The sequence below is a fragment of the Bradyrhizobium sp. IC4059 genome (genome assembly GCF_020193615.1).
GTDB lineage: Bacteria > Pseudomonadota > Alphaproteobacteria > Rhizobiales > Xanthobacteraceae > Bradyrhizobium > Bradyrhizobium yuanmingense.
Genome location: NZ_JADYVH010000014.1, coordinates 156,413 through 182,903, shown reverse-complemented (window position 1 = coordinate 182,903; position 26,491 = coordinate 156,413). Strand labels below are relative to the sequence as shown.

The 26,491-nt window shown below is 65.4% G+C and carries 21 protein-coding genes and 1 tRNA gene; 19 read left to right on the top strand and 3 right to left on the bottom strand.

All coding sequences use genetic code 11. The features are described from left to right. Nucleotides 1-274: 274 nt before the first annotated feature. The 4 genes from I6F12_RS32740 (at nt 275) to I6F12_RS32725 (ending at nt 3,992) form a co-directional block, all read left to right on the top strand. Nucleotides 275-547, top strand: a complete 273-nt coding sequence (locus tag I6F12_RS32740) for a helix-turn-helix transcriptional regulator (RefSeq protein WP_008566993.1) — start codon at nt 275-277, stop codon at nt 545-547. 105 nt (nt 548-652) lie between these two features. Beyond that, nucleotides 653-2,395 (top strand): SulP family inorganic anion transporter, encoded by a 1,743-nt coding sequence (locus I6F12_RS32735; protein WP_225158105.1) that lies wholly within the window; start codon nt 653-655, stop codon nt 2,393-2,395. 66 nt (nt 2,396-2,461) lie between these two features. After that, nucleotides 2,462-3,301, top strand: a complete 840-nt coding sequence (locus tag I6F12_RS32730; protein WP_225158104.1) for a shikimate dehydrogenase — start codon at nt 2,462-2,464, stop codon at nt 3,299-3,301. A 64-nt stretch (nt 3,302-3,365) separates the two neighbouring features. After that, nucleotides 3,366-3,992, top strand: coding sequence for a hypothetical protein (locus tag I6F12_RS32725; RefSeq protein WP_225158103.1), 627 nt, complete (start codon nt 3,366-3,368; stop codon nt 3,990-3,992). Nucleotides 3,993-4,221: 229 nt separating this feature from the next. On the opposite strand, the gene I6F12_RS32720 is transcribed toward I6F12_RS32725, so the two are convergent. Next, nucleotides 4,222-5,358 carry an alpha-hydroxy acid oxidase gene (locus I6F12_RS32720; protein WP_225144287.1) on the bottom strand — a complete coding sequence of 379 codons (1,137 nt, stop codon included), beginning with the start codon at nt 5,356-5,358 and terminating at the stop codon, nt 4,222-4,224. A 128-nt stretch (nt 5,359-5,486) separates the two neighbouring features. On the opposite strand from I6F12_RS32720, the gene I6F12_RS32715 reads away from it, so the two are divergent. The 12 genes from I6F12_RS32715 (at nt 5,487) to I6F12_RS32660 (ending at nt 19,062) form a co-directional block, all read left to right on the top strand. Then, nucleotides 5,487-5,654: a hypothetical protein gene (locus tag I6F12_RS32715; RefSeq protein WP_167361667.1), complete on the top strand. Its 168-nt coding sequence runs from the start codon at nt 5,487-5,489 to the stop codon at nt 5,652-5,654. Nucleotides 5,655-5,875: 221 nt separating this feature from the next. Continuing rightward, nucleotides 5,876-7,219 (top strand): phosphoglucosamine mutase, encoded by a 1,344-nt coding sequence (glmM, locus tag I6F12_RS32710; protein WP_036009507.1) that lies wholly within the window; start codon nt 5,876-5,878, stop codon nt 7,217-7,219. 247 nt (nt 7,220-7,466) lie between these two features. After that, nucleotides 7,467-8,711 (top strand): MFS transporter, encoded by a 1,245-nt coding sequence (locus I6F12_RS32705; protein ID WP_275970275.1) that lies wholly within the window; start codon nt 7,467-7,469, stop codon nt 8,709-8,711. 237 nt (nt 8,712-8,948) lie between these two features. Then, the gene (locus I6F12_RS32700; RefSeq protein ID WP_036009511.1) at nt 8,949-9,779 is read left to right on the top strand and encodes an outer membrane beta-barrel protein; all 831 of its coding nucleotides are present in this window, start codon (nt 8,949-8,951) and stop codon (nt 9,777-9,779) included. Nucleotides 9,780-9,945: 166 nt separating this feature from the next. Then, nucleotides 9,946-10,833, top strand: coding sequence for an outer membrane beta-barrel protein (locus I6F12_RS32695; RefSeq protein WP_036009512.1), 888 nt, complete (start codon nt 9,946-9,948; stop codon nt 10,831-10,833). A 70-nt stretch (nt 10,834-10,903) separates the two neighbouring features. After that, nucleotides 10,904-11,494, top strand: coding sequence for a glutathione S-transferase family protein (locus tag I6F12_RS32690; protein ID WP_036009513.1), 591 nt, complete (start codon nt 10,904-10,906; stop codon nt 11,492-11,494). An 18-nt stretch (nt 11,495-11,512) separates the two neighbouring features. Beyond that, the gene (locus I6F12_RS32685; RefSeq protein WP_225142218.1) at nt 11,513-11,977 is read left to right on the top strand and encodes a GNAT family N-acetyltransferase; all 465 of its coding nucleotides are present in this window, start codon (nt 11,513-11,515) and stop codon (nt 11,975-11,977) included. A 160-nt stretch (nt 11,978-12,137) separates the two neighbouring features. Further along, nucleotides 12,138-12,344: a hypothetical protein gene (locus tag I6F12_RS32680; protein ID WP_036009515.1), complete on the top strand. Its 207-nt coding sequence runs from the start codon at nt 12,138-12,140 to the stop codon at nt 12,342-12,344. A 79-nt stretch (nt 12,345-12,423) separates the two neighbouring features. Continuing rightward, the gene (locus I6F12_RS32675; protein ID WP_225158102.1) at nt 12,424-13,596 is read left to right on the top strand and encodes a phosphoserine transaminase; all 1,173 of its coding nucleotides are present in this window, start codon (nt 12,424-12,426) and stop codon (nt 13,594-13,596) included. 169 nt (nt 13,597-13,765) lie between these two features. Then, a complete protein-coding gene (gene serA / locus I6F12_RS32670; protein WP_036030940.1) occupies nt 13,766-15,355 on the top strand; it encodes a phosphoglycerate dehydrogenase in 1,590 nt (529 codons plus the stop codon). Between the two features lie 355 nt (nt 15,356-15,710). Beyond that, nucleotides 15,711-16,883: an acetyl-CoA C-acyltransferase gene (locus I6F12_RS32665; protein ID WP_225158101.1), complete on the top strand. Its 1,173-nt coding sequence runs from the start codon at nt 15,711-15,713 to the stop codon at nt 16,881-16,883. 205 nt (nt 16,884-17,088) lie between these two features. After that, a complete protein-coding gene (locus I6F12_RS32660; protein ID WP_225158100.1) occupies nt 17,089-19,062 on the top strand; it encodes a methyl-accepting chemotaxis protein in 1,974 nt (657 codons plus the stop codon). A gap of 134 nt (nt 19,063-19,196) precedes the next feature. Here the strand turns inward: I6F12_RS32660 and I6F12_RS32655 are convergent, their stop codons facing one another. Beyond that, complete coding sequence (locus I6F12_RS32655) at nt 19,197-22,529, bottom strand: PAS domain S-box protein (RefSeq protein WP_225158099.1); 3,333 nt, start codon at nt 22,527-22,529, stop codon at nt 19,197-19,199. A gap of 713 nt (nt 22,530-23,242) precedes the next feature. Between I6F12_RS32655 and I6F12_RS32650 the strand changes: the two genes are divergently transcribed. Together I6F12_RS32650 and I6F12_RS32645 are read left to right on the top strand one after the other, a co-directional pair. After that, nucleotides 23,243-23,677 carry a phasin gene (locus I6F12_RS32650; RefSeq protein WP_225158098.1) on the top strand — a complete coding sequence of 145 codons (435 nt, stop codon included), beginning with the start codon at nt 23,243-23,245 and terminating at the stop codon, nt 23,675-23,677. A gap of 419 nt (nt 23,678-24,096) precedes the next feature. Then, nucleotides 24,097-24,173 (top strand) — tRNA-His (locus I6F12_RS32645). A gap of 408 nt (nt 24,174-24,581) precedes the next feature. Here the strand turns inward: I6F12_RS32645 and I6F12_RS37400 are convergent. Continuing rightward, nucleotides 24,582-24,713 (bottom strand): hypothetical protein, encoded by a 132-nt coding sequence (locus tag I6F12_RS37400; protein WP_275970271.1) that lies wholly within the window; start codon nt 24,711-24,713, stop codon nt 24,582-24,584. 353 nt (nt 24,714-25,066) lie between these two features. On the opposite strand from I6F12_RS37400, the gene I6F12_RS32640 reads away from it, so the two are divergent. Then, nucleotides 25,067-26,317, top strand: a complete 1,251-nt coding sequence (locus I6F12_RS32640; RefSeq protein WP_225114086.1) for a vanadium-dependent haloperoxidase — start codon at nt 25,067-25,069, stop codon at nt 26,315-26,317. The last annotated feature ends 174 nt before the right edge of the window (nt 26,318-26,491 follow it).

The window sequence follows — 26,491 nt, the reverse complement described above, 5'->3', positions numbered from 1 at the left end:
GAAGGCACCGCTCTCTCGCTCCCTCTCCCCGTTCTTACGGGAGAGGGAGGGGTGAGGGGCTGTATCTACACGTGCGGCGTTTCACGGAGGCCGCGCTCTCCCCACGCGTCATTGCGAGCGAAGCGAAGCAATCCAGGATCCCTCCACGACCGGTGGCTCGCAATGAGGGAGGAGATGACGAGGCCTCCCCCTTGCACATGCGTGCAGTTGATGTACTTTACATCATTGTATATGTTCCAGATATCACTTATAACTGCTCGTAAGTGAGGCCAAGGTGATCACCTCGTTCCAGATGCGGGCAGCCCGCGCGTTGCTCGGCATCGACCAGAAAACCCTGGCCGAGCTCGCCGGCGTGTCGCTGCCGACCATCCAGCGGATGGAGGCCTCCACCGGCAATGTTCGTGGCGTGGTCGAGACCTTGATCAAGGTGGTCGAGGCGTTCGACCGGGCCGGCGTCGAGTTGATCGGCGAGCAGGCCCGCAGCGACAGCGGCGGACGTGGCGTTCGCTTGAAGGAGCCGGGGCCGCCGCGCCGTGTCGGAGCATGATCGCGCGTTGATCATGCCCGGGATCAAGATGGGCTAGCGCATCGTCGCACCTTAGGACGCACGATGCTTCGGAGCATTGTGGGGCCAGCGGAGCACCTTGCTGACATGAGCATCACGAGCGATCAGGCAGGACGGCTGCACCAGCTGCGTCAGCCGACCTTTGCCGAACTGTATCTGCCGAAGCTCGTCACCGTCTTTCGCGAAGGCTACGGCCTCGCGGATTTCCGCGCCGACGTCTTCGCAGGCCTCACGGTCGCGATCGTCGCGCTGCCGCTGTCGATGGCGATCGCGATCGCCTCGGGCGTGACGCCGGACCGCGGCCTCTACACCGCCGTCGCCGGCGGCTTCATCGCCTCCTTGCTCGGCGGCAGCCGGTTCCAGATCGGCGGCCCTGCCGGTGCGTTCATCGTTCTGGTCGCGGCGACTGCGGAGCGGCATGGCGTCGATGGCGTCATCCTCGCCACCATGATGGCGGGCCTGCTCCTGATCGCCGCGGGCCTGCTGCGCGTCGGCACCTACATCAAGTTCATTCCCTATCCCGTCACCGTCGGCTTCACCGCCGGCATCGCCGTCATCATCTTTGCCAGCCAGCTCCGCGATCTCTCCGGCATCACGCTCGCGGGCAAGGAGCCCAGCGAGTTCGTGCCCAAGCTCGTCGCGCTCGCCGGCGGCCTCAACACGATCAATCCGTCCGCCGTCGCGGTCGCCCTCGTCAGCCTCGGCATTATCGCCGCCTTGCGCCGCTGGCGGCCGTCCTGGCCCGGGATCCTGATCGCGGTCGTGTTTGCAGCCGTCGCCAGCGCGGTGCTGTCGTTGCCGGTCGAGACCATCGGCTCGCGCTTCGGCGGCATCCCGCGCGAATTGCCCTCGCCGGCGCTGCCCGCGTTCTCACTGGAAAAGGCAAGGGCGGTGTTGCCGGATGCGATCGCGTTCGCGCTGCTGGCGGCGGTCGAATCGCTGCTGTCGGCGGTGGTGGCCGACGGCATGACCGGCCGCCGTCATCGCTCCAATTGCGAGCTGGTGGCGCAAGGTGCGGCCAATATCGGCTCGGCGCTGTTCGGCGGCATCTGCGTCACCGGGCTGATCGCGCGCACCGCGACCAACATCCGCGCCGGCGCGCGCGGGCCGCTCGCGGGCATGCTGCATTCGGTGTTCCTGCTGCTGTTCATGCTGGTCGCGGCGCCGCTTGCAAGCTACATCCCTCTGGCCGCGCTCGCCGCGGTGCTGGTGGTGGTGGCCTGGACCATGGCGGAGAAGCATGAATTCGCAACTCTGCTGCGCTCGTCATGGGGCGATGCGGTGGTGCTGCTCGCGACCTTCCTGCTCACGATCTTTCGCGATCTCACCGAGGGCATCCTGGTCGGCTTCGCGCTGGGCGCGGTCCTGTTCATCCATCGCATGGCGGAGATGACCGGCATCGAGGAGCGCACGCCACTGGTTGCGGATGATCGCCCCGACGACGGCAACGGCGACCGTGTGCGTTACGATCCCGCGCTTGCGGTCGACCGCGACGTGCTGGTCTATCGCATCACCGGCGCGTTCTTCTTCGGCGCGGCCTCGGCGATCGGCAGCGTGCTCGACGGCATTGCCGACAGGCGTAAGGCCTTCGTGGTCGATTTCGCCGCGGTGCCGTTCCTGGATTCGACCGCGGCCAACGTGCTCGGCCGCGTCGCCGCCAAGGCGCACCGCCAGGGCATTCGGCTGTTCATCACGGGGGCCTCGCCCACGGTCCGCCGCGCGCTGCTCACCCATGGCGTCACGCCGCCGCGCGCGCGCTATCGCACGAGCCTCGAGCGCGCCATCGCCGACATCAAGGGCCGGGCCGCCGACGAGACCGCTGCGAGCTGACCGCGCGCGCTTGACAGAGCGGGCGCGACGCGAAATGGATCGCCTCGGAAACGACCCGAGGTAAAGATGACCGCGCCCAAGCCCCCTGCAGCCTGTCTGATCGGATGGCCGGCCGCGCATTCGCGCTCGCCGCTGATCCATCATCACTGGCTGCGCACGCTCGGCATCGAGGGCGGCTATGTCATCGAGGCGGTGCCGCCCGAGGATCTGCGCGATTTCGTGCTGCGGCTGTCGCTGCGCGGCTTCGTCGGTGCCAACGTCACCATCCCGCACAAGGAAGCCGTGCTGGCGCTGTCGACGCCCGACGCGCGCGCCAGGACGGTCGGCGCCGCGAACACGCTGTGGTTCGCCGACGGCGAGCTGCGCTCAACCAACACCGATGTCGAAGGCTTCATCAACAATCTCGACGCCAGCGCGCCCGGCTGGGACATGGCCGAGGCGGCGCTGGTGCTGGGCGCCGGCGGCTCCTCGCGCGCGGTCGTGTTCGGCCTGCTGGAGCGCGGCATCAGCTGCGTGCATGTCGCTAATCGCTCCATGGCGCGGGCCGAGACGCTGGCACAACAGTTCGGATCGAACGTGCATCCGCTGCCGTGGGACGCGATCGGCGACGTGCTGCCGCGCGCAAAGCTTCTCGTGAACACGACCTCGCTCGGCATGCATGGCCAGCCTTCACTCGACGTCGACCTCGCGCGCCTGCCGCAAGATGCCGTCGTCGCCGACCTCGTCTACGTTCCCCTGGTGACGCCGCTGCTCGCCGCGGCGACGGCGCGCGGCCTGAAGACCGCCGATGGGCTCGGCATGCTGCTGCATCAGGCGGTGCGCGGCTTCGAGCTGTGGTTCGGGCGGCGGCCCGAGGTCACCGCCGAGCTGCGCGCATTGGTCGAGGCCGATCTCACGAAGTCTTGAGAGGGGCGCGGCGAATAGCACACCATCTCTGGAGTTCTACGTCGTGGGACAATCGGAGACCGTCATGCCTGTTCAACGTGCAACTTTCACACGCCCCCTGATCGCCGTCGCGATGATGGTCGTCTCGACCTACTGCGCCTTCGCCCAGAGAGCGCCGGTGCCGACGCGCGTGCGCGGCACCATCGAAAGCGTCAATGGCGACACCATGCAGGTCAAGTCGCGCAGCGGTGAAGAGCTCAAGCTTCACCTCGCCTCCGACGTGAACGTGTCGGGCGTTATCAAGATCTCGCTCGCCGACATCAAGCCGGGCTCGTTCATCGGCGCCACCACCGTGCCGGGACCGGACGGCAGCCAGAACGCCGTCGAGGTGCACGTGTTTCCGGAAAGCATGCGCGGCACCGGTGAAGGTTCGCGCCCTTGGGACCTCAAGCCCAACTCCAGCATGACCAATGCGACCGTGGCCGAGAGCGTCGTCGGCAATGACGGCCACACGCTGCTGGTCAAGTACAAGGACGGCGAGAAGAAGGTGTTCGTCGCCGACGACACGCCGGTCGTGACCTTCGTGCCCGGCGACAAATCCGAGCTGAAGCCCGGCGCCAAGGTCATCGCCTTCATGAAGCAATTGCCCGACGGCTCGTTCGAGACCAACCGCGTCAGCGTCGGCCGCGACGGCCTGACGCCGCCGATGTGAGGGGCTGTGAGACGCGCACCTGCCGCCTGAAATGCCGCCGTCGTCCCGGACAAGCGTCAGCGCAGGTCCGGGACCCATAACCACAGGGAAAAGTTGTTGCGCGAAGCAGGCCACTCCGAGCCCCCATAGCCACACCCTTCTGTGGCTATGGGTCCCGGATCGGCGCGCGCTTTGGGCGCGCTTGTCCGGGACGACAGTGATTATTGCTGTGGCATCCCGGCAGACGCACTCACACCGCAATCACGTGATCGTCGATCTCGTCCACCCGGTTGACGCCGCACAGGCCCATCGTGGTGAGCAGCTCCTTCTGGATGATGTCGATCGCCTTGGCGACGCCGGCCTGGCCGCCGGCACCGAGGCCATAGGCATAGGCGCGGCCGATCATGCACGACTTTGCGCCGAGCGCCAGCGCGCGCATCACGTCCTGGCCGGAGCGGATGCCGCCGTCGAACATGATCTCCATCCTGTCGCCGACCGCGTCCGCGATCTCCGGCAGGACTTCGATCGAGGACGGCGCGCCGTCGAGCTGCCGGCCGCCATGATTGGAGACGACGAGGGCCTGCGCGCCGGTCTTGGCGGCTTCCTCGGCGTCCTCGACGTCGAGGATGCCCTTGATGATCAGCTTGCCGGGCCAGATGCTGCGGACCCACTCGACGTCCTTCCAGTTCAAGGAGGTGTCGAATTGCGAGGCCGTCCATTCGGCGAGGCGGTTGAGATCTTCAGTGTTCTTCACGTGGCCGGCGAGATTGCCGAAGGTGCGGCGCTTGCCCTGCAGCACGCCGGAGACCCAGGCGGGCTTGCTGGCGAAGTCCAGCAGCTTCGACAGCGACCATTCCGGTGGCACCGTCATGCCGTTCTTGATGTCGGCGTGGCGCTGGCCGATCACCTGCAGGTCGACCGTGAGCACCAGCGCGCTGCACTTGGCGGCCATCGCGCGCTGGATCAATTCCTTGATGAAGCCGCGGTCCTTCATGACGTAGAGCTGGAACCAGAACGGCTTCTCGACACTGGCGGCGATGTCCTCGATCGAGCAGATCGACATGGTCGATTGCGTGAACGGGATGCCGGCAGCCTGCGCGGCGCGGCAGGCGTGGATCTCGCCGTCGCCGTGCTGCATGCCGAGCAGGCCGACCGGCGCGAGGATCAGCGGCATCGTCGACGGCTCGCCGAGGATCGTGGTCGAGGTGTCGCGCTTGGAGACGTCGACCAGGATGCGCTGGCGGAACTTGATCGCCTGCATGTCCTCGCGGTTGGCGCGCAGCGTCTCCTCGGCGTAGGAGCCGCGGTCGCAATAGTCGAAGAATGCCTTCGGCACGCGGCGCCGATGCAGCGTGCGAAGATCGTCGATACAGGTAATATGCTTCATGTCGTTTCCCGGCCCGTCACGTACCAAACAGTCTTGCATCGGAAGATTTCGGGGTCATCTAGCATGGTTGGATGCACAGCCAAATCGTTTGCAGAACGTTTTGGAAGGAGAGTGCCAAGGAGAGCGTCATGACGAAGCCGCACGCAGGACCTTCGCCGGAAGAGATCAAGGAGAAGCATGATCTCGAGGAGGCGCTCGAAGAGGGGCTTGAGGAGACCTTCCCGGGCTCCGATCCCGTCAACGTCACCCAGCCGGCGCCCAGCCGCGCGGACGGCCATGTGAAGCGCTCGGATTAAGGCGAGTTCCACCGCTTTTCGCTGGTCACGCCGGAATTGCAATGTTAACAATCTGTTATCGGGGGCGGTCGCGGCGCCGGTTCCGTAATGATTCATCATATTTTTTGAAGCCAAGTTAGCCGCGATAGCTTTATAAGACCTCGGCAAATCAGGGATGCGGGTCCCGTTGGGGCAGCCCGTGGTTGTAGAGGGGAGTCCCTGGTTGCTGCTTGGGGGACGATATGAGCCGCAAATATTTCGGGACGGACGGGATTAGGGGCCGCGCCAACGGACTGATCACGCCGGAGCTCGCGCTCAAGGTCGGCCAGGCCGCGGGCCTTGCGTTTCAGCGCGGCGACCATCGCCACCGCGTCGTGATCGGCAAGGACACCCGTCTGTCCGGCTACATGATCGAGTACGCCATGGTCGCAGGCTTCACCTCGGTCGGTATGGACGTGCTGCTGGTCGGCCCGATGCCGACGCCGGCGGTCGCGATGCTGACCAAGTCGATGCGCGCCGATCTCGGCGTGATGATCTCGGCCTCGCACAATCTGTTCGAGGACAACGGCATCAAGCTGTTCGGCCCGCAGGGCTTCAAGCTGTCCGACGATGTCGAGCGGCAGATCGAGCAGCTGCTCGACGAATCCCTCGACAAGCGGCTCGCCCAGAGCGCGAGCCTCGGCCGCGCCCGCCGCATCGACGGCGTGCATGACCGCTACATCGAATTCGCCAAGCGCACGCTGCCGCGCGACCTTTCGCTCGAGGGCCTGCGCGTCGTGATCGATTGCGCCAACGGCGCCGCCTACAAGGTGGTGCCCGAGGCGCTGTGGGAATTGGGCGCCGACGTGGTGCCGATCGGCGTCGAGCCCGACGGCTTCAACATCAACAAGGATTGCGGCTCGACCTCGCCGGAGGCGCTGTCGAAGAAGGTGCGCGAGATGCGCGCCGACATCGGCATTGCGCTGGACGGCGACGCCGATCGCGTCATCCTGGTCGACGAGCGCGGCCATGTCGTCGACGGCGACCAGCTGCTCGCGGTGATCGCGCAGAGCTGGAAGGAGGACGGACGCCTTTCGCGTCCCGGCATCGTCGCCACCGTGATGTCCAATCTCGGGCTGGAGCGCTTCCTGCAAGGGCAGGGCCTCGAGCTCGTGCGCACGCCGGTCGGCGACCGCTACGTGCTCGAGCAGATGCTGAACGGCGGCTACAATCTCGGCGGCGAGCAGTCCGGCCACATCATCCTGTCCGACTACGCCACGACCGGCGACGGTTTTGTCGCCGCATTGCAGGTGCTCGCCGTGGTGCAGAAGCTGCGCCGCCCGGTGTCCGAGGTCTGCCACCGCTTCGATCCGCTGCCGCAGATCCTCAAGAACGTCCGCCACAAGGGCGGCAAGCCGCTCGATGATTCCGACGTCAAGTCGGCGATCTCCGACGGCGAGAAGCGCCTCAACGGCCACGGCCGCCTCTTGATCCGCTCCTCCGGCACCGAGCCCGTGATCCGCGTCATGGGCGAAGGCGAGGACCGTCACCTCGTCGAGGACGTCGTCGACACCATTGTTTCGGCATTGGGGCAGGCCGCGGCTTGAGTCCTTCCTTCTCCCCTTGCGGGAGAAGGTGGCGCGAAGCGCCGGATGAGGGGTTCTATCCGCTCGCAACACAGCTCGTGAGGATAGAAACCCCTCACCCGTCTCGCCGCTAATGCGGCGAGCCACCCTCTCCCACAAGGGGAGAGGGTAAGAGGCGCATCCCAGCCATTTGCGATTGACGCTGGTCCCACCGTCGCTTGCGTCGTAATCAGCACCTCGCGGCAATCTGCCGCGCCGGATTGCCGCCTTGAACAAGCCTGTCGTCGTCTCAGAGGAAACGCTGACCGAGCCCGTCGTCGTCGCCGAATTGGCGCCGGCCGCCGCCAAGGGGCCGGCCTATATCGTGCTCGCCGGCATCAGCGTCTCGCACTTCCTCAACGACACCATGCAGTCGCTGATCGCCTCGGTGTACCCGATCCTGAAGGACGCCTACGCGCTCGACTTCGCGCAGATCGGCATGATCACGCTGGCATTCCAGTTCACGGCCTCGCTGCTGCAGCCGGTGGTCGGGCACTACACCGACAAGAAGGCGCAGCCCTATTCGCTCGCGGTCGGCATGGCCTCGACCTTCTTCGGCCTGCTGCTGCTTAGCGTCGCGCACCAATATCTCGTCCTCCTCGTCGCCGCCGCGCTGGTCGGCCTCGGCTCGGCGGTGTTTCACCCGGAATCGGCGCGCATCGCGCGGCTCGCCTCGGGCGGACGCTACGGCTTTGCGCAATCGGTGTTCCAGCTCGGCGGCAGCTTCGGCACCTCGATGGGGCCGGTGCTCGCCGCGTTGATCGTGGTGCCGTTCGGGCAGGGCAGCATCGCCTGGTTCTCCTCGATCGCGTTTCTCGCCATCCTGATTCTCTGGCGCATCGGGCGCTGGTACGCGCCGCAGATCGCGACGAAGAAAGCGGCGCCCGTCCACACCCAGCCCGGTGCGCCGAGCTCGCGCCGTGTCGCGGTAGCGCTCGCAGTGCTCGTCGTGCTGTTGTTCTCCAAGCAGCTCTACGTCTCGAGCCTGTCGAGCTATTACATCTTCTACCTGATCGACCGTTTCGGCGTCTCGACGCAGGCAGCCCAGATCTATCTCTTCGTCTTTCTCGCGGCGAACGCCGTGGGTGCGTTTCTCGGCGGTCCGCTGGGCGACCGCTTCGGCCGCAAGATCGTGATCTGGATCTCGATCCTCGGCGCGCTGCCGTTCACGCTGGCGCTGCCCTATGCCGGGCTCGTTGCGAGCGCGGTGCTCAGCGTCGCCATCGGCCTGATCATCTCCTCGACGACGTCGTCGATCATCGTGTTTGCGCAGGAGCTGGTGCCGCACCGCTTCGGCATGATCTCCGGCGTGTTCTTCGGCGTCGCCTTCGGCATCGGGGGCCTGGGCGCGGCCGTGCTCGGCAAGCTCGCCGACCACACCTCGATCGAGTTCGTCTACCAGGTCTGCGCCTGGCTGCCGGCGATCGGGCTGCTCGCGGTGTTCCTGCCCAAGCTGCCGCGAAACGCGCGTTAACGCATCCTCTCTTGCCGCGTTGCGGCTTCACACATCGTTAGGGAATGCGGCGCCGATGTCGCATTTGGCGCGGCATTTTTGCAACGCTCGCACGGCGCGCGCGTGTAGGGTGAGAAAAAATCAACCTTAAAAATTAGGGTTAAGTGGCGCTTAAACATTTGCTGGCATCGTCCCCCCGTGAGTTTCCAGAACGTGAGGCGCTCGTATTCAGCCTCACCGGCCATAAGGACGAAGCCAATGCGTAGCGTTAAGTCTCTCCTTGCCGCGGGTGCGGCAACCCTGATCTCGTCGATGGCGTTCGCCGCCGATATGCCGATCGCCGCCCCCCCTCCGATGTACGCGCCGCCGGCTCCGCCCGCCGACTTCGGCGGCTGGTATCTGCGCGGCGACATCGGCATGACCAACCAGAGCGCGAAGCGCATCGAGAGCGCCCTGCCGGCCGGGTACTCGAAGACGACGGAAGGCCTCGGCTTCGACTCCTCGCCGCTGTTCGGCCTCGGCGTCGGCTATCGCTTCAACAACTGGTTCCGCGCCGACGTCATCGGCCAGTACCGGGGCAAGGCCAATTTGCACGGTAGCGACAATGTCGTGGGACCCGGCTTCGTCGGCGTCAACAACTACAGCGGCAGCAAGTCCGAGTGGCTCGTGATGGCCAACGCCTATGTCGACCTCGGCACCTGGTGGTGCGTCACTCCGTTCATCGGCGCGGGCGTCGGCGGCTCCTACAACAAGCTCAGCGGCTTCCGCGACGACGGCGTGTCCTACAGCCCGCTGCTCAACAACAGCGTCGCCTACTTTGCCGACAACGGAAAGTGGAACCTCGCCTGGGCCGCTCACGCCGGTCTTGCCTACAAGGTCAATCCCGGCTTCACCGTCGAACTGGCCTACAGCTACATGAACCTCGGCGATGCCGCGCCCGGCAACTACCGTTTGTTCGACAACAGCGCTTCCGGCCCGACCTCGATCAAGGTCAGGGACATCACCTCACACGACGTCAAGCTCGGCGTGCGCTGGGATCTCAACAGCCCGCCGGCCTACGTGCCGCCGCCGCTGGTCACCAAGGGCTGATCGCAACCTGATCGGTTAGGACTCCTTAACGGCGCGGGATCATCCCGCGCCGTTTTGCTTTGCGTATTTTTCATGGCGAGGTGCGGCGAAGGCGCCTGGCGCAACCATTGGTTAAGGTTAACAGGCGATGATCATCGCAACAGTTCGAGTCCGATGGAGCGTGGTGATGCGTAGGCTGGTGTTGGCAGCGGCGATGTTGGGGACGGTGTCTGCCGCGCAAGCGGCCGACATGCCGGACCTGCCCGTGCTGCGCGGCGGCTTCGCCGACGGTCTGTCGAAGACCTCCGTCAATTGGAATGGCTTCTATGTCGGCGGTCATGGCGGTTATACCGCAGATGCCACGGATTTCAGTCAGAGCGTGGTCGGACTGACCAACTACATCTTCCGCGACAGCGTACTCCAGGGGCCGACCTCGACGTGGTCGCTGCTGAACAAGACCAACACTCAAAGCACCAATTTCGGTGGCTTCGTCGGCCGCAACTGGCAATGGTATGATGCCGTTCTCAGTCTCGAGGGCACTTACAGCTACTTCAACGATATGGCGACATTGACGTCAGGAACCAACTCGCTCGTCATCGTCAACCCGCCTGGTGAGGTGCGGGCGCCCGGCGTCACCAACAACTATGCCGTCACGCTGACGGGTGCCGCGGCGGCACAGGTCAAAGACATGGTGACGCTCCGCGGCCGCGTGGGTTGGGACGGCGGCAGCTTCATGCCTTATGCCTTCATGGGCGCTGCCGTCGGGCGAATGGACGTGTCGCGCACCGTGACCAGCAGCGTCTCGATGCGACAGGACACGACGACGACGGATTTCTTCGGCAACACCACGACGATACTTGGAACGTGGGGCCCGGTTCCTGCGCAGTCGGGCACGCAAGGTCAGCACAGGACCAACACGTACGCAGTGGGTTGGACCGCCGGCCTCGGGCTCGAATACTGCGTTTGGGACGGCTTGTTCGCCCGCATCGAATACGAATATGTGAGATTCTCGCCCGTCATGAACACGCAGGTGACGTTGAACAACGCGCGCCTCGGCGTCGGCTACAAGTTCTGAGCCGTCCGCTTCCTGTTGACAGCTGCGCTTCGTCCTGATGCTCTCTCGTTCCGAAAGCGGGGCGGCAGCGATGAAGATCTACGGCGACAGCAATTCCGGCAATTGTCTCAAGGTGAAGTGGGTCTGCGACAAGCTCGCTGTGCCCTACCAGTGGATCGAGATCGACACCCGCAAGGGCGAGACGCGCACGCCGCAATTCCTGAAGATGAACGGCGCCGGCCAGGTGCCGACCGTCGCATTCGACGACGGCCGTACGCTGGCGCAGTCCAACGCCATCATCCGCTATGTCGCCCGCGACAGCGTGCTGGTTCCGCGCGACGCCTTCACGGCGGCCAAGATGGACGAATGGCTGTTCTGGGAGCAGTACAGCCACGAGCCTTATATCGCCGTGTGCCGCTTCCTCATGGTCTATCTCGGCAAGGATGCCTCCGAGCTCGATCCTGAAAAGGTCAAGCGCGGCTATGCGGCGCTCGACCGCATGGAGCAGCATCTCGCCGCCAGCCGCTTGTTCGCCGGCGAGGAGGTGTCGCTCGCCGACGTGTCGCTGCTCGCCTATACGCGCCTCGCGCATGAAGGTGGCTTCGACCTCGGTCGTTATGCCTCCGTCCGCCGCTGGATCGGCGACGTCGAAGCGTTTCTCGGCCTTCCGCCGGCGCGCTGAGGTGCGGAGTCGCCTGACATGAATGCCGAAGCCGTCTCTATCCGTCCCGCGCGCCGCGAGGACGTCGTCGCGATCGTGGCGATGCTCGCCGACGATCATCTCGGCCGCGCGCGCGAGCGCGTGGAGGATCCGTTGCCGTCCTCCTATTACGACGCATTCGCGCGGATCGCGCGCGATCCGAATCTGACGCTGGTGGTTGCCGAGAGTGAGGGCAGGGTGGTCGGCTGCCTGCAACTCGCGATTCTGCCGGGCCTGAGCTCGCAGGGCGGATCCCGCGGACTGCTCGAGGACGTTCGCGTTGCCACCGAGTGTCGCAGCCGCGGCATCGGCGAGCAATTGGTGCAATGGGCCGTGACGGAAGCAAAGGCGCGCGGCTGCAATCTGGTCGAGTTGCTCACGCATCAGACGCGCGTCGATGCGCAGCGCTTCTACAAGCGGCTCGGCTTTGCGGCGAGTCACGTCGGCATGACTGTCCGCTTTTGAGGCAGCGCGACGCGAGCGCTTCGCAGCCGGCGAAAAGCGGGCTTTTCATTCGGTCGTGTTAAGAGCCGGTAAACTACCGCTCCGTCGTTCACATTGATGAAGGAACGAAGGGTGCTACGGGGGCATCTGACACCGGGCTCGCTCGGTTCGGGACATTTCAATGACAAGCTATTCGATGATCAAGGTCGGCAACGACTACGTCGTGCAGGCCAATGACAAATGCATTTTGAAGGTCGGAAGCCGCCGCAAGGCGGCGCAATTGATCAGCGATGCCACGGACTTGCTGAACGCGCTCACTGTTGTCGAATCCCCTGATATTGCACCGGAAGCGCCATCACTGGCGCGTGAGGCCCCGGAACTTCCTTGACGGACCTTCCCGATTCCCGTATCAGCCGCGGCGGGACACCTCCCCCCAACGGGAGGCTTACTATCTGGAAGGGTAGATCATGACTGTAGCGAAGCCCGCTTCGCGGCCGACCGTGCCGCATTTCTCCTCCGGCCCCTGCGCCAAGCGCCCCGGCTGGAACGCCCAAAATCTCAAGGACGCAGCTCTCGGCCGCTCGCATCGCGCGAAGATCGGCAAGGCCAAGCTCAAGCTAGCGATCGACCTGACGCGCGAAGTGCTTGAGGTCCCCTCCGATTACCGCATTGGCATCGTGCCGGCCTCCGATACCGGCGCGGTCGAGATGGCGCTGTGGTCGTTGCTCGGCGCACGGCCCGTCACCACGCTCGCCTGGGAATCCTTCGGCGAGGGCTGGGTCAGCGATATCGTCAAGGAATTGAAGCTCAAGGACGTCACTAAGCTCAATGCGGCCTACGGTGATATCCCCGATCTGTCGAAGGTCGATCCCAAGAGCGACGTCGTCTTCACCTGGAACGGCACCACGTCGGGCGTGCGCGTTCCGAACGCGGACTGGATCAGCGCGAGCCGCGAAGGCCTGACCATCTGCGATGCGACCTCCGCCGCATTTGCGCAGCCGCTCGACTGGGCCAAGCTCGACGTCGTTACCTTCTCCTGGCAGAAGGCGCTCGGCGGCGAGGCCGCGCATGGCATGCTGATCCTGTCGCCCCGCGCGGTGGAGCGGCTCGAGACCTACAAGCCGGCCTGGCCGCTGCCGAAGATCTTCCGCATGACCAAGGGCGGCAAGCTCAACGAAGGCATCTTCGTCGGCGAGACCATCAACACGCCGTCGATGCTCTGCGTCGAGGATTATCTCGATGCGCTGAACTGGGCCAAGTCGATCGGCGGTCTCAAGGCGCTGATCGCGCGCGCCGATGCCAACACCAAGGTGCTGGCGGACTGGAAGGCGAAGACGCCCTGGATCGACTTCCTCGCCAAGGACGCTTCGATCCGCTCCAACACCTCGGTGTGCCTGAAGTTCACCGATCCTGCGATCACCTCGCTCTCCGAGGACGCGCAGGCGGAGTTCAGCAAGAAGCTGGTGGCCCTCGTCGAGAAGGAAGGCGCGGGCTACGACTTCGCCTATTACCGCGACGCGCCGGCCGGCCTGCGCATCTGGTGCGGCGCCACGGTGGAAGCAAAGGACGTCGAGCTGCTGACGCAGTGGATCGACTGGGCCTTCGCCGAGACCAAGGCCGCTCTGCCCAAGGCAGCGTGATGCTCTGACCCTCCCCTGGAGGGGGAGGGTCGACGCACCGCCAGGTGCGGCGGGGTGGGGTGATCTCTCCACACGACGTACCGGCGACTTTCTTTGTTGCAGCTTCACCCCACCCCGGCGCTTCGCGCCGACCCTCCCCCTCCAGGGGAGGGTGTGAAGGACAAATCCCATGACCAAACCCAAAGTTCTCATTTCCGACGCGCTCTCGCCCGCTGCCGTGCAGATCTTCAGGGATCGCGGCGTCGAGGTCGACTTCCAGCCCAATCTCGGCAAGGACAAGGACAAGCTGGCCGAAATCATCGGCAATTACGACGGCCTTGCGATCCGCTCCGCGACCAAGGCGACCGCCAAGATCCTCGAGAAGGCGGCCAGGCTGAAGGTGATCGGCCGCGCCGGCATCGGCGTCGACAATGTCGAGATCCCGGCCGCGACGGCCAAGGGCATCATCGTGATGAACACACCGTTCGGCAATTCGATCACGACCGCCGAGCACGCCATCACCCTGATGCTCGCGCTCGCCCGCGAGATCCCGCAGGCCGATGCCTCGACGCAGGCCGGCAAGTGGGAGAAGAACCGCTTCATGGGCGTGGAGATCACCGGCAAGGTGCTGGGCGTCGTCGGCTGCGGCAATATCGGCTCGATCGTCGCCGACCGCGCGCTCGGCCTGCGCATGAAGGTGATCGCGTTCGACCCGTTCCTGTCGCCGGAGCGCGCCAAGGACATCGGCGTCGAGAAGGTCGATCTCGACGATCTGCTCAGGCGCGCCGACTTCATCACGCTGCACACGCCGCTGACCGAGAAGACCAAGAACATCATCGACGCGGCCGCGATCGCCAAGATGAAGAAGGGCGTGCGCCTGATCAATTGCGCCCGCGGCGGTCTCGTCGACGAGCAGGCGGTGGTCGATGCGCTCAACGCCAAGCACATTGCCGGCGCCGCCTTCGACGTCTTCGTCGAGGAGCCCGCGACCAAGAGCGTGCTGTTCGGCCATCCCAACGTGATCTGCACGCCGCATCTCGGCGCCTCCACCACCGAGGCTCAGGAGAACGTCGCGCTGCAGGTTGCCGAGCAGATGTCGGATTACCTGCTCACCGGCGCGATCTCGAACGCGGTCAACTTCCCCTCGATCACGGCGGAAGAAGCGCCGAAGCTGAAACCGTTCATCGCGCTCGCCGAGAAGCTCGGCTCGTTCGCCGGCCAGCTCACCGAGAGCGGCATCCTCAAGGTCGAGATCACCTATGAGGGCCACGTCGCCGAGATGAAGATCAAGGCGATCACCTCCGCGGTGCTGTCGGGCCTGCTGCGGCCCATGCTGGGCGAGGTCAACGTCGTGTCCGCGCCGGTCGTCGCCAAGGAGCGCGGCATGGTGGTGGACGAGATCGTCCGCGCCGCGCAGAGCGATTATGAGAGCCTGATCACCGTCACGGTCACCACCGAGCGGCAGGAGCGGTCGGTCTCGGGCACCGTCTATGCAGACGGCAAGCCGCGCCTCGTCGACATCAAGGGCATCCGCGTCGACGCCGAGTTCGGCAAGTCGATGATCTACGTCACCAACGAGGACAAGCCGGGCTTCATCGGCAAGTTCGCGGGGCTTCTGGGCGACGCCAAGATCAACATCGCGACCTTCCATCTCGGCCGGGTCGCTCCGGGCAGCGATGCCATTGCGCTGGTCGAGGTCGACGGTGTGGTGCCGGCCGACGTGCTCGCCAAGGTGCAGGCCCTGCCGCAGGTCAAGCAGGCCAAGGCGCTGACGTTCTGAGCGGCTCCCACCGGCGTCATGGCCGGGCATAGCTGTCCGAAGGACGGCGTCGCTTCCGCTGGCCTATGACCCGGCCATCCACGTCTTGCCGCTCGGCGCGAAGAACGTGGATGCCCGGCCCTTCGCCGCGCCGAAGCGGCTTCGGCCGCGCAGGCGGGACAAGCCCGGGCATGACGTGTGGATAGAGCGGGCGCGCACGCCCCGGAATGACGATCATCATATCATATATTCCGACACGCGGAACAACGCCGTCTCCATCGCCGGAGGCGGCGTTTTCATTTTCCCCACCCCCAATCTTTGTGTACCAATGGCGTCAGGACGCTCCGTTCCAAATCGTTCGACAAGGGAGAAAACAATGCGTGAAGCCGTCATCGTTTCCTATGCGCGCACGGGCCTGGCGAAATCCGGCCGCGGCGGGTTCAACATCACGCCGCCGATGTCGCTCGCGGCCCACGCCATTCATCACGCGGTGGACCGCGCCGGCGTCGAGAAGGACTATGTCGAGGACTGCTATCTCGGCAATTGCGCCCATGGCGCGCCGAACATCGGCCGCCAGGCCGCGCTGCTCGCCGGCCTGCCGAAGACCACCGCCGGCGTGTCGGTGAACCGCTTCTGCTCGTCGGGCCTGCAGACCATCGCGATGGCCGCGAACTCGATCCGCTCGGACGGCGCCGATTGCATCGTCGCCGGCGGCGTCGAGAGCATCTCGATTCCGGGCGGCGCCACGCCGAAGGAATCGGTCGACCCGGAGCTGCTCAAGGTCGCCCCCGACATCTTCATGGCGATGATCGACACCGCCGACATCGTCGCCGAACGCTACAAGCTCAGCCGTGAATATCAGGACGAATTCTCGCTGGAATCGCAGCGCCGCATGGCCTCGGCGCAGCAGGCCGGCAAGTTCAAGGACGAGATCGTCCCGATGAAGACCAAGATGAAGGTCGTCGACAAGCAGACCAAGGCCGAGTCGATCGTCGATTACGTCGTCGATCGCGACGAATGCAACCGGCCCGAGACCACGATGGAAGGCTTGGCAAAACTCGAGCCGGTGAAGGGCCCGGGCAAGTTCGTCACCGCCGGCAATGCCAGCCAGCTCTCCGACGGCGCCGCCGCCGTGGTGCTGATGGAAGCCAAGGACGCCGAGAAGCGCGGCCTCAAGCCGCTCGGCCGTTTCGTCGCCTGGGCCACCGCCGGCTGCGAGCCGGACGAGATGGGCATCGGCCCGGTGTTCGCGATTCCGAAGCTGCTCAAGCGCACCGGCCTCAAGATCGACGACATCGATCTGTGGGAGCTCAACGAGGCCTTCGCCAGCCAGTGCCTGTATTGCCGCGACCAGCTCGGCATCGATCCCGCCAAGTACAACGTCAACGGCGGCTCGATCGCGATCGGCCATCCCTTCGGCATGACCGGCGCCCGTCTCACCGGCCATCTGCTGCAGGAAGGCGCCCGCCGCAAGGCCAAGTGGGGCGTGGTGACGATGTGCATCGGCGGCGGCCAGGGCGGCGCCGGCCTGTTCGAGATCTATAGCTGAGCCGATCCAACCACGGCTTGAACGTTGCAAACACGGCGCCGCTGGGCGCCGTGTTTCATTTTCTGGAACCTACTTGTGCACGCAACCGTGCACAGAAGCGAGCATTGTGACAAATACACGTATTCGTACGTGCCCGCAAATTAACGGAAGTTTTTACGCTTTATCGCCTCATCAAGCGTATCGATCACCAGCGGGTTCTCGTTAGATGCGGCTCCTCTCCCTGCGACTCACTCACAAGATCACCGCGATCGGCGTCATTGGCGTCATCGGCGTCGTCCTGATCGGCGGCATTCACCTCTACGGCGAGCGGAGGATGGGCGTCTATCGCGACGCGGCCGAGGATGCGCGCACCGTGTTCGAGCTGAACAACAGGATCGCGGTCGAGCTGCTCGAGGCGCGCCGCGCCGAGAAGGATTTTCTGCTGCGCAGCGATCCGGCCAGGGCGCAGCGACAGGTCGAGATCGGCCGGCAGGTGGCGCTCGACATCGAGACGCTCCGCGGCAAGATCGCAGCGCTCGGCCAGCCCGAGCTGGCGCAGAAGATCGACGCGATGAATGCGTCGCTGAAGACCTATCAGGCCCGCTTCGCCGCGGTGGTCGAGGAACGGCAGCGGCTCGGCCTCGACGAGAAGTCCGGGCTCGAAGGCCGCCTGCGCGCTTCCGTCCACGGTATCGAGAGCCAGGTCGACCAGTTCCAGAATTCCGAGCTCAAGGTGATCATGCTGATGATGCGCCGGCATGAGAAGGATTTCATGCTGCGTCGGAACGCCAGATATGGCGAGGAGATGAAGAAGCGCGCGTCCGAATTTGCCGCCGGCCTCGACGCGGCAGCCATTGCCGACGGCGCCAAGGCCGAGCTGCGCCAGAAGCTCGCCGACTATCAGCGCGACTTCTCCGCCTGGATGGAGACCGCGCTGAAGCTGGCGGCTGAATCGAAGGCGATGTCCGAGGCCTTCGCGTCGGTCGAGCCCGTGATCGAGCAGGTCTCGACATCGGTCGACCGCATCCGCGCCGATGCCGACCGTCTTAACGAGGCCGAGCGCACCAGCATCCAGTTCTGGATTGCGGTCGCGATCGCGCTGATTGCGACGGGCGTGCTCGGCCTCGGCATCTTCATCGGACGTTCGGTCTCGAGGCCTTTGACCGCGATGCGCGCGGCGATGATCGAGCTTGCCAACGGCAATTTCGCCATCGTTCTTCCCGGCCTCGGCCGGCCCGACGAGATCGGCGAGATCGCGCAAGCCGTCGAGACTTTCAAGATCAACGCCGAGCGGAAGGCGCAGGAGGAGGCCGAAGAGAAGATCAGGCAGGACAAGCTCGCCGCCGAGCGCCGCCGCGCCGACATGATCAGGATGGCGGACGATTTCGAAGGGGCGATCGGCGAGATCGTCGAGACCGTGTCGTCGGCGGCCAATGAGCTCGAGGCGTCGGCGACGTCGCTGACCACGACCGCCAGCCGCTCGACCGAGCTTGCCACGCTGGTCGAGGCGGCGTCCGAGGAAGCGGCGACCAACGTGCAGTCGGTGGCGTCCGCCGCCGAGGAGCTGACCGCCTCCGTCAACGAGATCAGCCGCCAAGTGCAGGCCTCCGCGCGCATGGCGGGCGAGGCCGTCACCCAGGCCGGGCAGACCAATGACCGCGTCAGCGAATTGTCCAAGGCGGCCGCGCGCATCGGCGACGTGGTCGAGCTCATCAACGCCATCGCCGGCCAGACCAATCTGCTCGCGCTGAACGCCACCATCGAGGCCGCGCGTGCGGGCGAGGCCGGACGCGGCTTTGCCGTGGTGGCTTCGGAAGTGAAGGCGCTGGCCGAGCAGACCGCGAAGGCGACCGGCGACATCGGTCAGCAGATCTCGAGCATCCAGGTCGCGACGCAGGATTCCGTCGGTGCGATCAAGACCATCGGCGGCACCATCGAGCGCCTGTCCGAAATCTCCTCCACCATCGCGGCCGCGGTGGAAGAGCAGGGCGCCGCGACCAGCGAGATCTCGCGCAACGTCCAAAGCGCCGCCGCCGGCACCACGCAGGTCAGCGCCAACATCTCCAGCGTGCGCCAGGGCGCGACCGAGACGGGATCTGCCTCCTCGCAGGTGCTGTCCGCGGCGCAATCGCTGTCGAACGACAGCAGCCGGCTGAAGATCGAGGTGAGCAGGTTCCTGGAGACGGTGCGGGCGGCGTGAGCCCCCGCCGTCGTTCCGGGGCGTCGCGAAGCGACGAGCCCGGAATCCATTGCACCACCATTGATGCGGATCGATGGATTCCGGGCTCGCGCCAAGAGGCGCGCCCCGGAATGACGGCTTGAGCGTGCCGCGCCCTACGCCCCCGCCAGCGCGGGCGCGAGCACCACCTCGATCAGCGTGCCGTGGCCGGCGCTCTTGATGTTGAACCGGGCGCGGTTGGCTTCGACCAGCGCTTTGGTCAGCGACAGGCTCAGCGCCGAGCTGTCGGCGGCATCGCCCGGCGGCGGCGTGCGGAACGGCTCCATCGCGGCGGCGACTTCGCGCTCGGAAAGGCCATGGCCGGTGTCGCGGATGCGCAACGCGATCTCGCCGCGATCGGTCAGCGCGGTCGAGACGATGACCTGGCCGCCGGCGCTGGCGAGCCGGATCGAGTTCGAGATCAGGTTCATGGTGATCTGCCGCATCGCGCGCGCATCGACGCTCACCTGCGGCAGCGCATGGGCGAGCGAGGTGCGGATGATGATGCGCTCGCGGTTGGCCTGCGGCTGCATCACCGTCACGCAGGCCTCGACCAAATCGTTCAGGTTCAAATTCGCGAAATTCAGATCGAGCTTGCCGGTCTCGATCCGCGACAGCTCCAGGAGGTCGTCGATGATGGCGATGACGCGCTCGCCGGAAGCGCGGATGTCCTTCATGTATTCGCCGTATCGCTCGTTACCGAGCGCGCCGAAGCGCTCGGAGATCATCACCTCGGCAAAGCCGATGATGGCGTTGAGCGGCGTGCGGATCTCGTGGCTGATCCGCGCCAGCATGTCGGCCTTGGCGTTGGCTGCGCCGTCGACGAGGCGGCGGGCCTTCGTCAATTCGCTCTCGCCCTTCTTGGCGTGCGAGAGATCGCGGAACACGGCGAAGAAGTTCGGCCCGTCGGGGCGGGTGCGGCCCATGATCATCGCGAGCGGAATGACGCCGCCCTTCTTCTCGCGGCCCAGCACCTCGCGGCCGTGATCGAGCAGGCTGGAGATGTCCTGGCTCTTCAGGCTTTCCAGATAATCCGCGACGATCTGCTGGCTCTCGGGGGCGAACAGCGTCAGCAAATTCTGCTGCAGCAGCGCCTCGCCGTCATAGCCGAACAGCGCCTCCGCGCTGCGGTTACAGGCGTGGATGTTGCCTTCGGCGTCGAACATCACGATGCCCTCGGCCGTGGTGTCGAGGATGGCGGCGAGATCCTCGGCATCGGCATCGCCGGCCGCGGGCTCCGCGTCCGCGGCGTCAGGCTCTGCGGCCACCACGGTCTCTGCGACAGCAGCCGCCGCGATCGGCGCCGCCTGCGGCAGCGCGCAGATCAGTGCATGCGCGCTGTCGCCGTCCCAGTCGATCGTGTGCAGATGCGCTTCCGTCGCGGCCGGCGGCGCTTCGCCATTTGGCGCCGTCGCGCTGATCGTGACGGGCGTGCCGCCTTGCGTGGTGCTGCTGGCCGCCGACACGCCCGGCTCGACATAGAGCGCATCCAGCCCGCCGGCATGCTCCAGCGCGTTCAGGCTGTCATAGCCGATGCGCGCGAGGAAGGCGGGATTGGCGTAGAGCAGGCGGTCGAGCCGGTAGATTAGGATGCCCGTCGGCAACAGGTCGAGCAGCGTGCGGTCGCGCGCGCTCATCCCGCGCGGCGGCGGTGCGGGCTCGGTCAGCCATTCGGCTGCGGCCTGCGGCGGCTCCGGCTCCGGTGCTTCGGCGCTGATCTCCGCCACTGGTCCGGCCGCGTCGGTCGTGATGGTCTCGCGCTCGCGTTCAAGCCGCTCGGACAATTGCCGCGCGAGCTCGTTGAACGCGCTGTTCTCGACCGGCGTCAGCGTCGGAGGCCGCGTATCGCCGGCGACGCGGAACGGCACGACATTGGGAGGCGTTTCCACGGGCGTGTCCAGTTCGGTTGGGTGTGAAGTCGTCTCGCTTGTGGGCTCTGGCAGGTCGGGTTCGGCTTGCGGTTCGGGCTCGGCTTGCGGCTCAGGCTCGGATGGCGCGATCGGCGGTGCCTCTGCTTCGCCCTCCGCCTCAGCTTCCGCCGCCGCTTCAGGCTCGGGCTCCGCATCGAACGCGACGGCCTCAGTGGAGCGATCCTGTGCCGGCGGCTCGACCAGCAGCTCGAAGCGCCTGAGCGCCTCGAGCCGGTTGAGCGCGTCGAGATCGCGGCAGACGCCGAAGCCGCGGAAGCCGGCGAATTCACGGTTGCGGTCGTAGACCGGCAGGCCCGCGAGCTCGACCGGAATGTGCTCGCCGCCGTCGGCCGGCCAGTTCACTGTGATGCCGGCCCAGGTATCCTTGCTTTCGAGCGCCTTCGCCACGCGCCCCTCGGGATCGAGCGAGAATTCCTCGGCGATCTCGCGCCAGGGGCGGCCGAAGCCGGCGGCCGTATGCGTGCCCATCAGGCGGATGAATTCATCGGAGCCGAGCACAAAGCGGCCCTCTTCATCCATCTGCCAGAGGAAGCGCAGCGGATGCTGACGCGGTGCGGGCGGCTCGTGCTGGCCCGACTGCTGGTCTGAAGTCGGCTCGACCATGCCTGCATTGATCGGCGCGGGCTGTGGCGAGGCAATGGCCTGCGGCTGGTTTTCAACCGGAGTTTTGGTCGCCACGTCAGCCGCCGCGGGGACGATCGGCGCGGGCGCGATGGTCTCGGCGGGTGATTCGGCAGGCTCGGCGAATGCGTCGAACAGCGCGATCGCAGACGGTGCCTCGTCTGGCGCAGGCTGTGCGTCCTCCGGCACCGCGGCCGGAGGCTGCGCGGGCGTCACGTCGGGTGCGGCCTCGTGCGCCGCCGTGGTGGCGGCGGGCTCGATCAGCGCGACCAGGCCGATATCGGCGCCGCTGCCAACCCGTTGCAGCACCATCTGGCCAATGCCGATCGGCGTTGCGGCGCGGCCGGTTGCCAGCGCATCGCTGCGGGCGCGATCGAGGCCGGCCTCGAGCAGATCGCGGAAGCCGAGCAGGGGGCGCGCGGCCTCGCTCGCGCCGACGAACAGCCCGTCCGGCGCGAACGCCGCCATCGGCACCTTGGCGCCGGCGACCAGCCGATGCAGCCGCTCGACCAGCGGCATGGTGCGCAGCGTCGGGTCCATCGCGATGACCAGAACCGCATGGCCGCCGTCGGCAAAGTCGAGCCGCGCGCAAGCACAGGTCATCAGCGCCCCTAACCGGGCGCCGAAGCCGCGCAGCCGCTGCAGCCGCATTGCGCCGTTCGCCGGCAGCTGGGGGGCGAGCCTGACGATTTGGCGGCGATGGCTGTCGGCGGGGCCGAACACCTTGTCCGCAAGGCCGGCGCTGTTGGCCGCGCCGAACAGTTTTGCGCCGACCGGATTGGCCCACAGCACGCGCGCGCCGTCGGTCGACCATAGCCAGGCCGGCAGGGCAGAGGTCGCATGCACGGCCAGCCGCGGATCGCCCACCCCTCGCAACTGGAAATCCGAACGCGTCATCAGGCCGGCTGCATCTCACGCTTCACGAGTGGCGGCTGCCGGGAATGACAGCCTTAAGAAAGGGTTAGTATCGCCCGGAAGGCGCGACCAGGTCCACGGCCCAAAGCCCGCAGGCGCTCCCCAAGCGGCGATAACCTTAATCCCGCCAACCCCGCAAGCCGAGCCGACGTTGCATCCAAGGGATTCAAGGCGTGGGGCGCTTGCGAAGAGACGCACCCGCGCGGCATCTCAGGTGCCCATCCTTCCCTAGAGGGGTCCGGGACGAGCGAAGCTCGCCCGTAGATCGGTTCGCACGCAGCGAAGCGGAGAGCGGACCGAGGTGGGGTGACAGTCTCTCCCCACAGGCGGTCCCCGAGCGGAGAGATCACCCCACCCCGGCTCGCATCGCTGACGCGTTGCGAGCCGACCCTCCCCATCCAGGGGGAGGGTAAGAGCACGTGTGTTGCCGGGCGCATCCCACTACCTCAACCCCCGGTTCCCCCATACCGGAACCTCATCCTCCCCGAGATTAAATTTCGCATCGCACCCCTCTGCCGCGTTGCGATGCACAATGTTGACATGATAGGCAGCCATAATTCTGGCGCTGGGCGAGCCATCTCATTGTTTCGCGTTTCCAGTCTTCGTACCCGCTCAATGCGCAGGGCCCATGGTCGGGGCCGGCGGGCGCGCCAGAAAGGCTCACTCCATTTTTTCAATTAGCGTGAGGGACCAACATGACAGGTGCGACTGATCCGTTTTCTGCCTCGATCATCCCGTTCGAGGTTCCCGAGCAGGTGCGTGCGTTCGCCGAGAAGGGCGCGGCGCAGGCCCGCGAGAACTACGCCAAGTTCAAGGACGCCGCCGAGACCCATAACGGCACCGTCGAGGCCGTGTTCACCTGCGCTTCCAAGGGCGCGAGCGAGTACACCGCCAAGTTGGTCGAGTTCATGAAGGCCAATTCCAGCGCCCAGCTCGACTTCGCCCAGCAGCTGTTCGGCGCCAAGTCGCCGACCGAAGCGATGGAGCTGTGGACCGGCCACGCCCGCAAGCAGCTCGAGACCTACCAGGCCCAGGCCAAGGAGCTGGTCGAGCTCACCCAGCGCGTTGCCAACGAGACCGCCGAGCCGATCAAGGCCAGCGCCTCGAAGTACTATCCGCCCGCCGCCTGAGCGGAGCGGATCGGTGTGAGATGCGAAACCCGGGTCGAGAGGCCCGGGTTTTTTCTTCGCCTCTCCCGCTTCGCATTTGGGAAGGTCGTCATGCCCGGGCTTGTCCCGCCTGCGCGGCCGAAGCCGCTTCGGCGCGGCGAAGGCCCGGGCATCCACGTTCTTGGGGCCGCGGGCAGAAGCCGTGGATGGCCGGGACAAGCCCGGCCATGACGATGTGGGACCTAGAACGCCCCAATCGTCGGGGTCATATGCGAGGTCTCCCCACCGCGCCCGATTTCCCCGCGCCGACGATGATTTCACCCGGTTTTTCACCCCATTGCGGCCTTGCCAAACCGGGCCGTTGCACCTAGTTTCCGCCCCGTCCAGCCCCCTCGGCGATGAGCCTTTTCAGGCAGCCCCAAGGCGCGGCTCGCAAGGATGCAGTTGTAGCTCAGTTGGTTAGAGCGCCTGTCTGTGGAACAGGAGGTCGGTGGTTCGAGCCCACCCAACTGTACCAGCGGGATCAACCAGTTAGCATCGGTCGCTATTTGCTCGACCGTTTGAGTGGCGCGCTCCCTACGGCCGCGGCTTAAAGAGATCGGCGAGCCTCTCGACGGGATCCTAAGGCAAAGCCACTCCCGGCGATCTCCAGATCGTCAAGAACTGACGGACTGCGTCTCGAAATCGCCGAACGACGCGGCGTGGCAGCGAGTGGAAACAATAAGTTTGCGGCGGAGCCAAACTTGCCGCGCTCTTTCGATGCTTTCCCGAGTTGCGCTTCGCACTTCTTAGGAACGCCAGTTTTCCGGCCTCAACTCGAGACGCAAACCTCAGGCTCAGCGCTAGCGCGCCACCACCCACACCACCACCGGTAACGTCACCGCCGCCAGCAGCGTGCCCAGCGCCACTGCGCCCGACACCGGGCTCACCATCCGCTGATACTGCACGGCGCAAATGTACGCATTGCGCCGGTCGGCATCGCCGCGAACAGCACGATGACGCCGGCGATCGGCGGCAGGTCGAGCAGTCTTGCAAACAGGAATGCAGAGGCCGGCATTGCCGCAAGCTCGAGCGCGCGCATCACCAAAAATGCTCTGCCGCTCGCTCTTCACCTCGCGCGAAACAAACAGATGCCGAGATTGATCAGCGCCGTCGGCGAGCCCGAATGCGCAAAGGATGTGATGATTGTTCGGAAGACTGCCGAGATTGCAGGTCGTGCATCAGGTAAGCCAGTCGATCTTACTGTTTGGGGCGCGCCTCAAACTCTTTTCGACGAAAGCGAGGACGGGTGTAAACTGTTTCACAGCAGCCGGCTGGCTGCGACCTTAAGATCGTTCTGCACTTCTACGTTCTTGTGCGGCTCGTCCGTACAAGATGTCGCTCTCTGTTGAAACAACGAGGAGCATGAAGATGAAGACGTTTCTTGCAACGAAATCTCCATTCCTGATCATCGCCACTCTTGCAGTTTGCATCGGCACTGCGCGTGCCGATGTCATCATGGACTGGAATGCGAAAGCAGATGCGATTGCCGCTGAAAAGAAGGTGCTGCCTGTGCCACAGGCCCGCACGATGTCGATGCTTCACGTTGCCATGTTCGAGGCCGTGAACGCGATCGACAGGCGATACACGCCATACAAGCTGGATCTCGTGGCAGACCGCTCCACGTCCAAGGAAGCCGCAGCGTCGACTGCGGCTTACAACATTCTTCTGACGATCTATCCGGACCAAAAAGCTGCCCTCGATGCGGCATTGATTGCATCGCTTTCCGGCATTCCGGACACGGAGGGAAAGGCGAAGGGAATCGAGCTTGGAAAGGTGGCCGCTTCCGGCGTGATGGCGTTGCGCAGGGATGACGGCAATGATGTCCAGGAGACTTATCGTCCCTATACAGCCCCGGGGGCCTATGTGCCGACCGTGGTGCCGATCGGCACGACGGCTGGAATAATGTCCCCTTGGGTCATGACATCGGTCTCACAATTCCGTCCAGCGCCACCTCCGGCGCTTGATTCCGAGACCTGGACCAGAGACGTCAACGAAATTCGGGAGCTCGGCGCTCGCAACAGCACCACCCGAACGGCAGAGCAGACCGCGATCGGACGAGTCTGGTTTCTGGTCGGGCCTCCCAGCTTCAATCCAATCGTCCGGCAGGTCGCCTTGGCCAAGCACATGGACGTCGTTGACTGCTCGCGCCTCTTCGCCCTCACCGAGATCGCTGCGAACGACGCAATCGTTGCCGTCCTTGATGCGAAGTATCATTACAACTTCTGGCGGCCTGTAACGGCCATACGCAACGCGGACATCACGCACAACCCGATGACGCCACGCGAAGCGTCTTGGTTGCCGCTGGGTGAAACGCCGATGCATCCCGAATACCCCTGCGCCCACTGCATCGTATCGGCGGCGGTGTCCACGGTTCTCCGGTCCATCGCGGGCGACGAGGTCGGAGAGCTAACGATGACCAGCCCCACTGCGCCAGGGGTGACTCGCAAATGGACCAAGCTCCAGGATTACAGCGATGAGGTCGCAAATGCCCGCATCTATGCCGGTTTCCATTACCGTTTCTCGACGGAGGTCGGAAAGGACATGGGCCGTAAGATCGGTGACTTGACTGTCGGGACACAGCTTCGCGGGCTGGAAGCGCGAGCTGAACCGAAGCAGTAAGCCGGCGTGCAGGTACACTGCGAACCACACAGAGGTCGAGAAGCGCTCGACATCGAGGCATCCAGGCTCGAGATGGCAGAACAAGTCGACGTTCGAACATGGTGGGCAGGGCCGCCAGTGCTCTGCCCACTCATATGGCGGCTTGCTGCCCGCTCTGAAGCAAATCGAACTTCA

Bases quoted from the DNA above. Each gene is read 5' to 3' on its own strand.
- I6F12_RS37400 (WP_275970271.1), bottom strand. From the start codon at position 24,713: ATGCCGGCCTCTGCATTCCTGTTTGCAAGACTGCTCGACCTGCCGCCG.
- I6F12_RS32640 (WP_225114086.1), top strand. From the start codon at position 25,067: ATGAAGACGTTTCTTGCAACGAAATCTCCATTCCTGATCATCGCCACT.
- I6F12_RS32650 (WP_225158098.1), top strand. From the start codon at position 23,243: ATGACAGGTGCGACTGATCCGTTTTCTGCCTCGATCATCCCGTTCGAG.
- I6F12_RS32715 (WP_167361667.1), top strand. From the start codon at position 5,487: ATGACGAAGCCGCACGCAGGACCTTCGCCGGAAGAGATCAAGGAGAAG.
- serA (WP_036030940.1), top strand. From the start codon at position 13,766: ATGACCAAACCCAAAGTTCTCATTTCCGACGCGCTCTCGCCCGCTGCC.
- I6F12_RS32700 (WP_036009511.1), top strand. From the start codon at position 8,949: ATGCGTAGCGTTAAGTCTCTCCTTGCCGCGGGTGCGGCAACCCTGATC.
- I6F12_RS32675 (WP_225158102.1), top strand. From the start codon at position 12,424: ATGACTGTAGCGAAGCCCGCTTCGCGGCCGACCGTGCCGCATTTCTCC.
- glmM (WP_036009507.1), top strand. From the start codon at position 5,876: ATGAGCCGCAAATATTTCGGGACGGACGGGATTAGGGGCCGCGCCAAC.
- I6F12_RS32655 (WP_225158099.1), bottom strand. From the start codon at position 22,529: ATGACGCGTTCGGATTTCCAGTTGCGAGGGGTGGGCGATCCGCGGCTG.
- I6F12_RS32725 (WP_225158103.1), top strand. From the start codon at position 3,366: ATGCCTGTTCAACGTGCAACTTTCACACGCCCCCTGATCGCCGTCGCG.
- I6F12_RS32685 (WP_225142218.1), top strand. From the start codon at position 11,513: ATGAATGCCGAAGCCGTCTCTATCCGTCCCGCGCGCCGCGAGGACGTC.
- I6F12_RS32690 (WP_036009513.1), top strand. From the start codon at position 10,904: ATGAAGATCTACGGCGACAGCAATTCCGGCAATTGTCTCAAGGTGAAG.
- I6F12_RS32720 (WP_225144287.1), bottom strand. From the start codon at position 5,358: ATGAAGCATATTACCTGTATCGACGATCTTCGCACGCTGCATCGGCGC.
- I6F12_RS32680 (WP_036009515.1), top strand. From the start codon at position 12,138: ATGACAAGCTATTCGATGATCAAGGTCGGCAACGACTACGTCGTGCAG.
- I6F12_RS32665 (WP_225158101.1), top strand. From the start codon at position 15,711: ATGCGTGAAGCCGTCATCGTTTCCTATGCGCGCACGGGCCTGGCGAAA.
- I6F12_RS32730 (WP_225158104.1), top strand. From the start codon at position 2,462: ATGACCGCGCCCAAGCCCCCTGCAGCCTGTCTGATCGGATGGCCGGCC.
- I6F12_RS32695 (WP_036009512.1), top strand. From the start codon at position 9,946: ATGCGTAGGCTGGTGTTGGCAGCGGCGATGTTGGGGACGGTGTCTGCC.
- I6F12_RS32735 (WP_225158105.1), top strand. From the start codon at position 653: ATGAGCATCACGAGCGATCAGGCAGGACGGCTGCACCAGCTGCGTCAG.
- I6F12_RS32660 (WP_225158100.1), top strand. From the start codon at position 17,089: ATGCGGCTCCTCTCCCTGCGACTCACTCACAAGATCACCGCGATCGGC.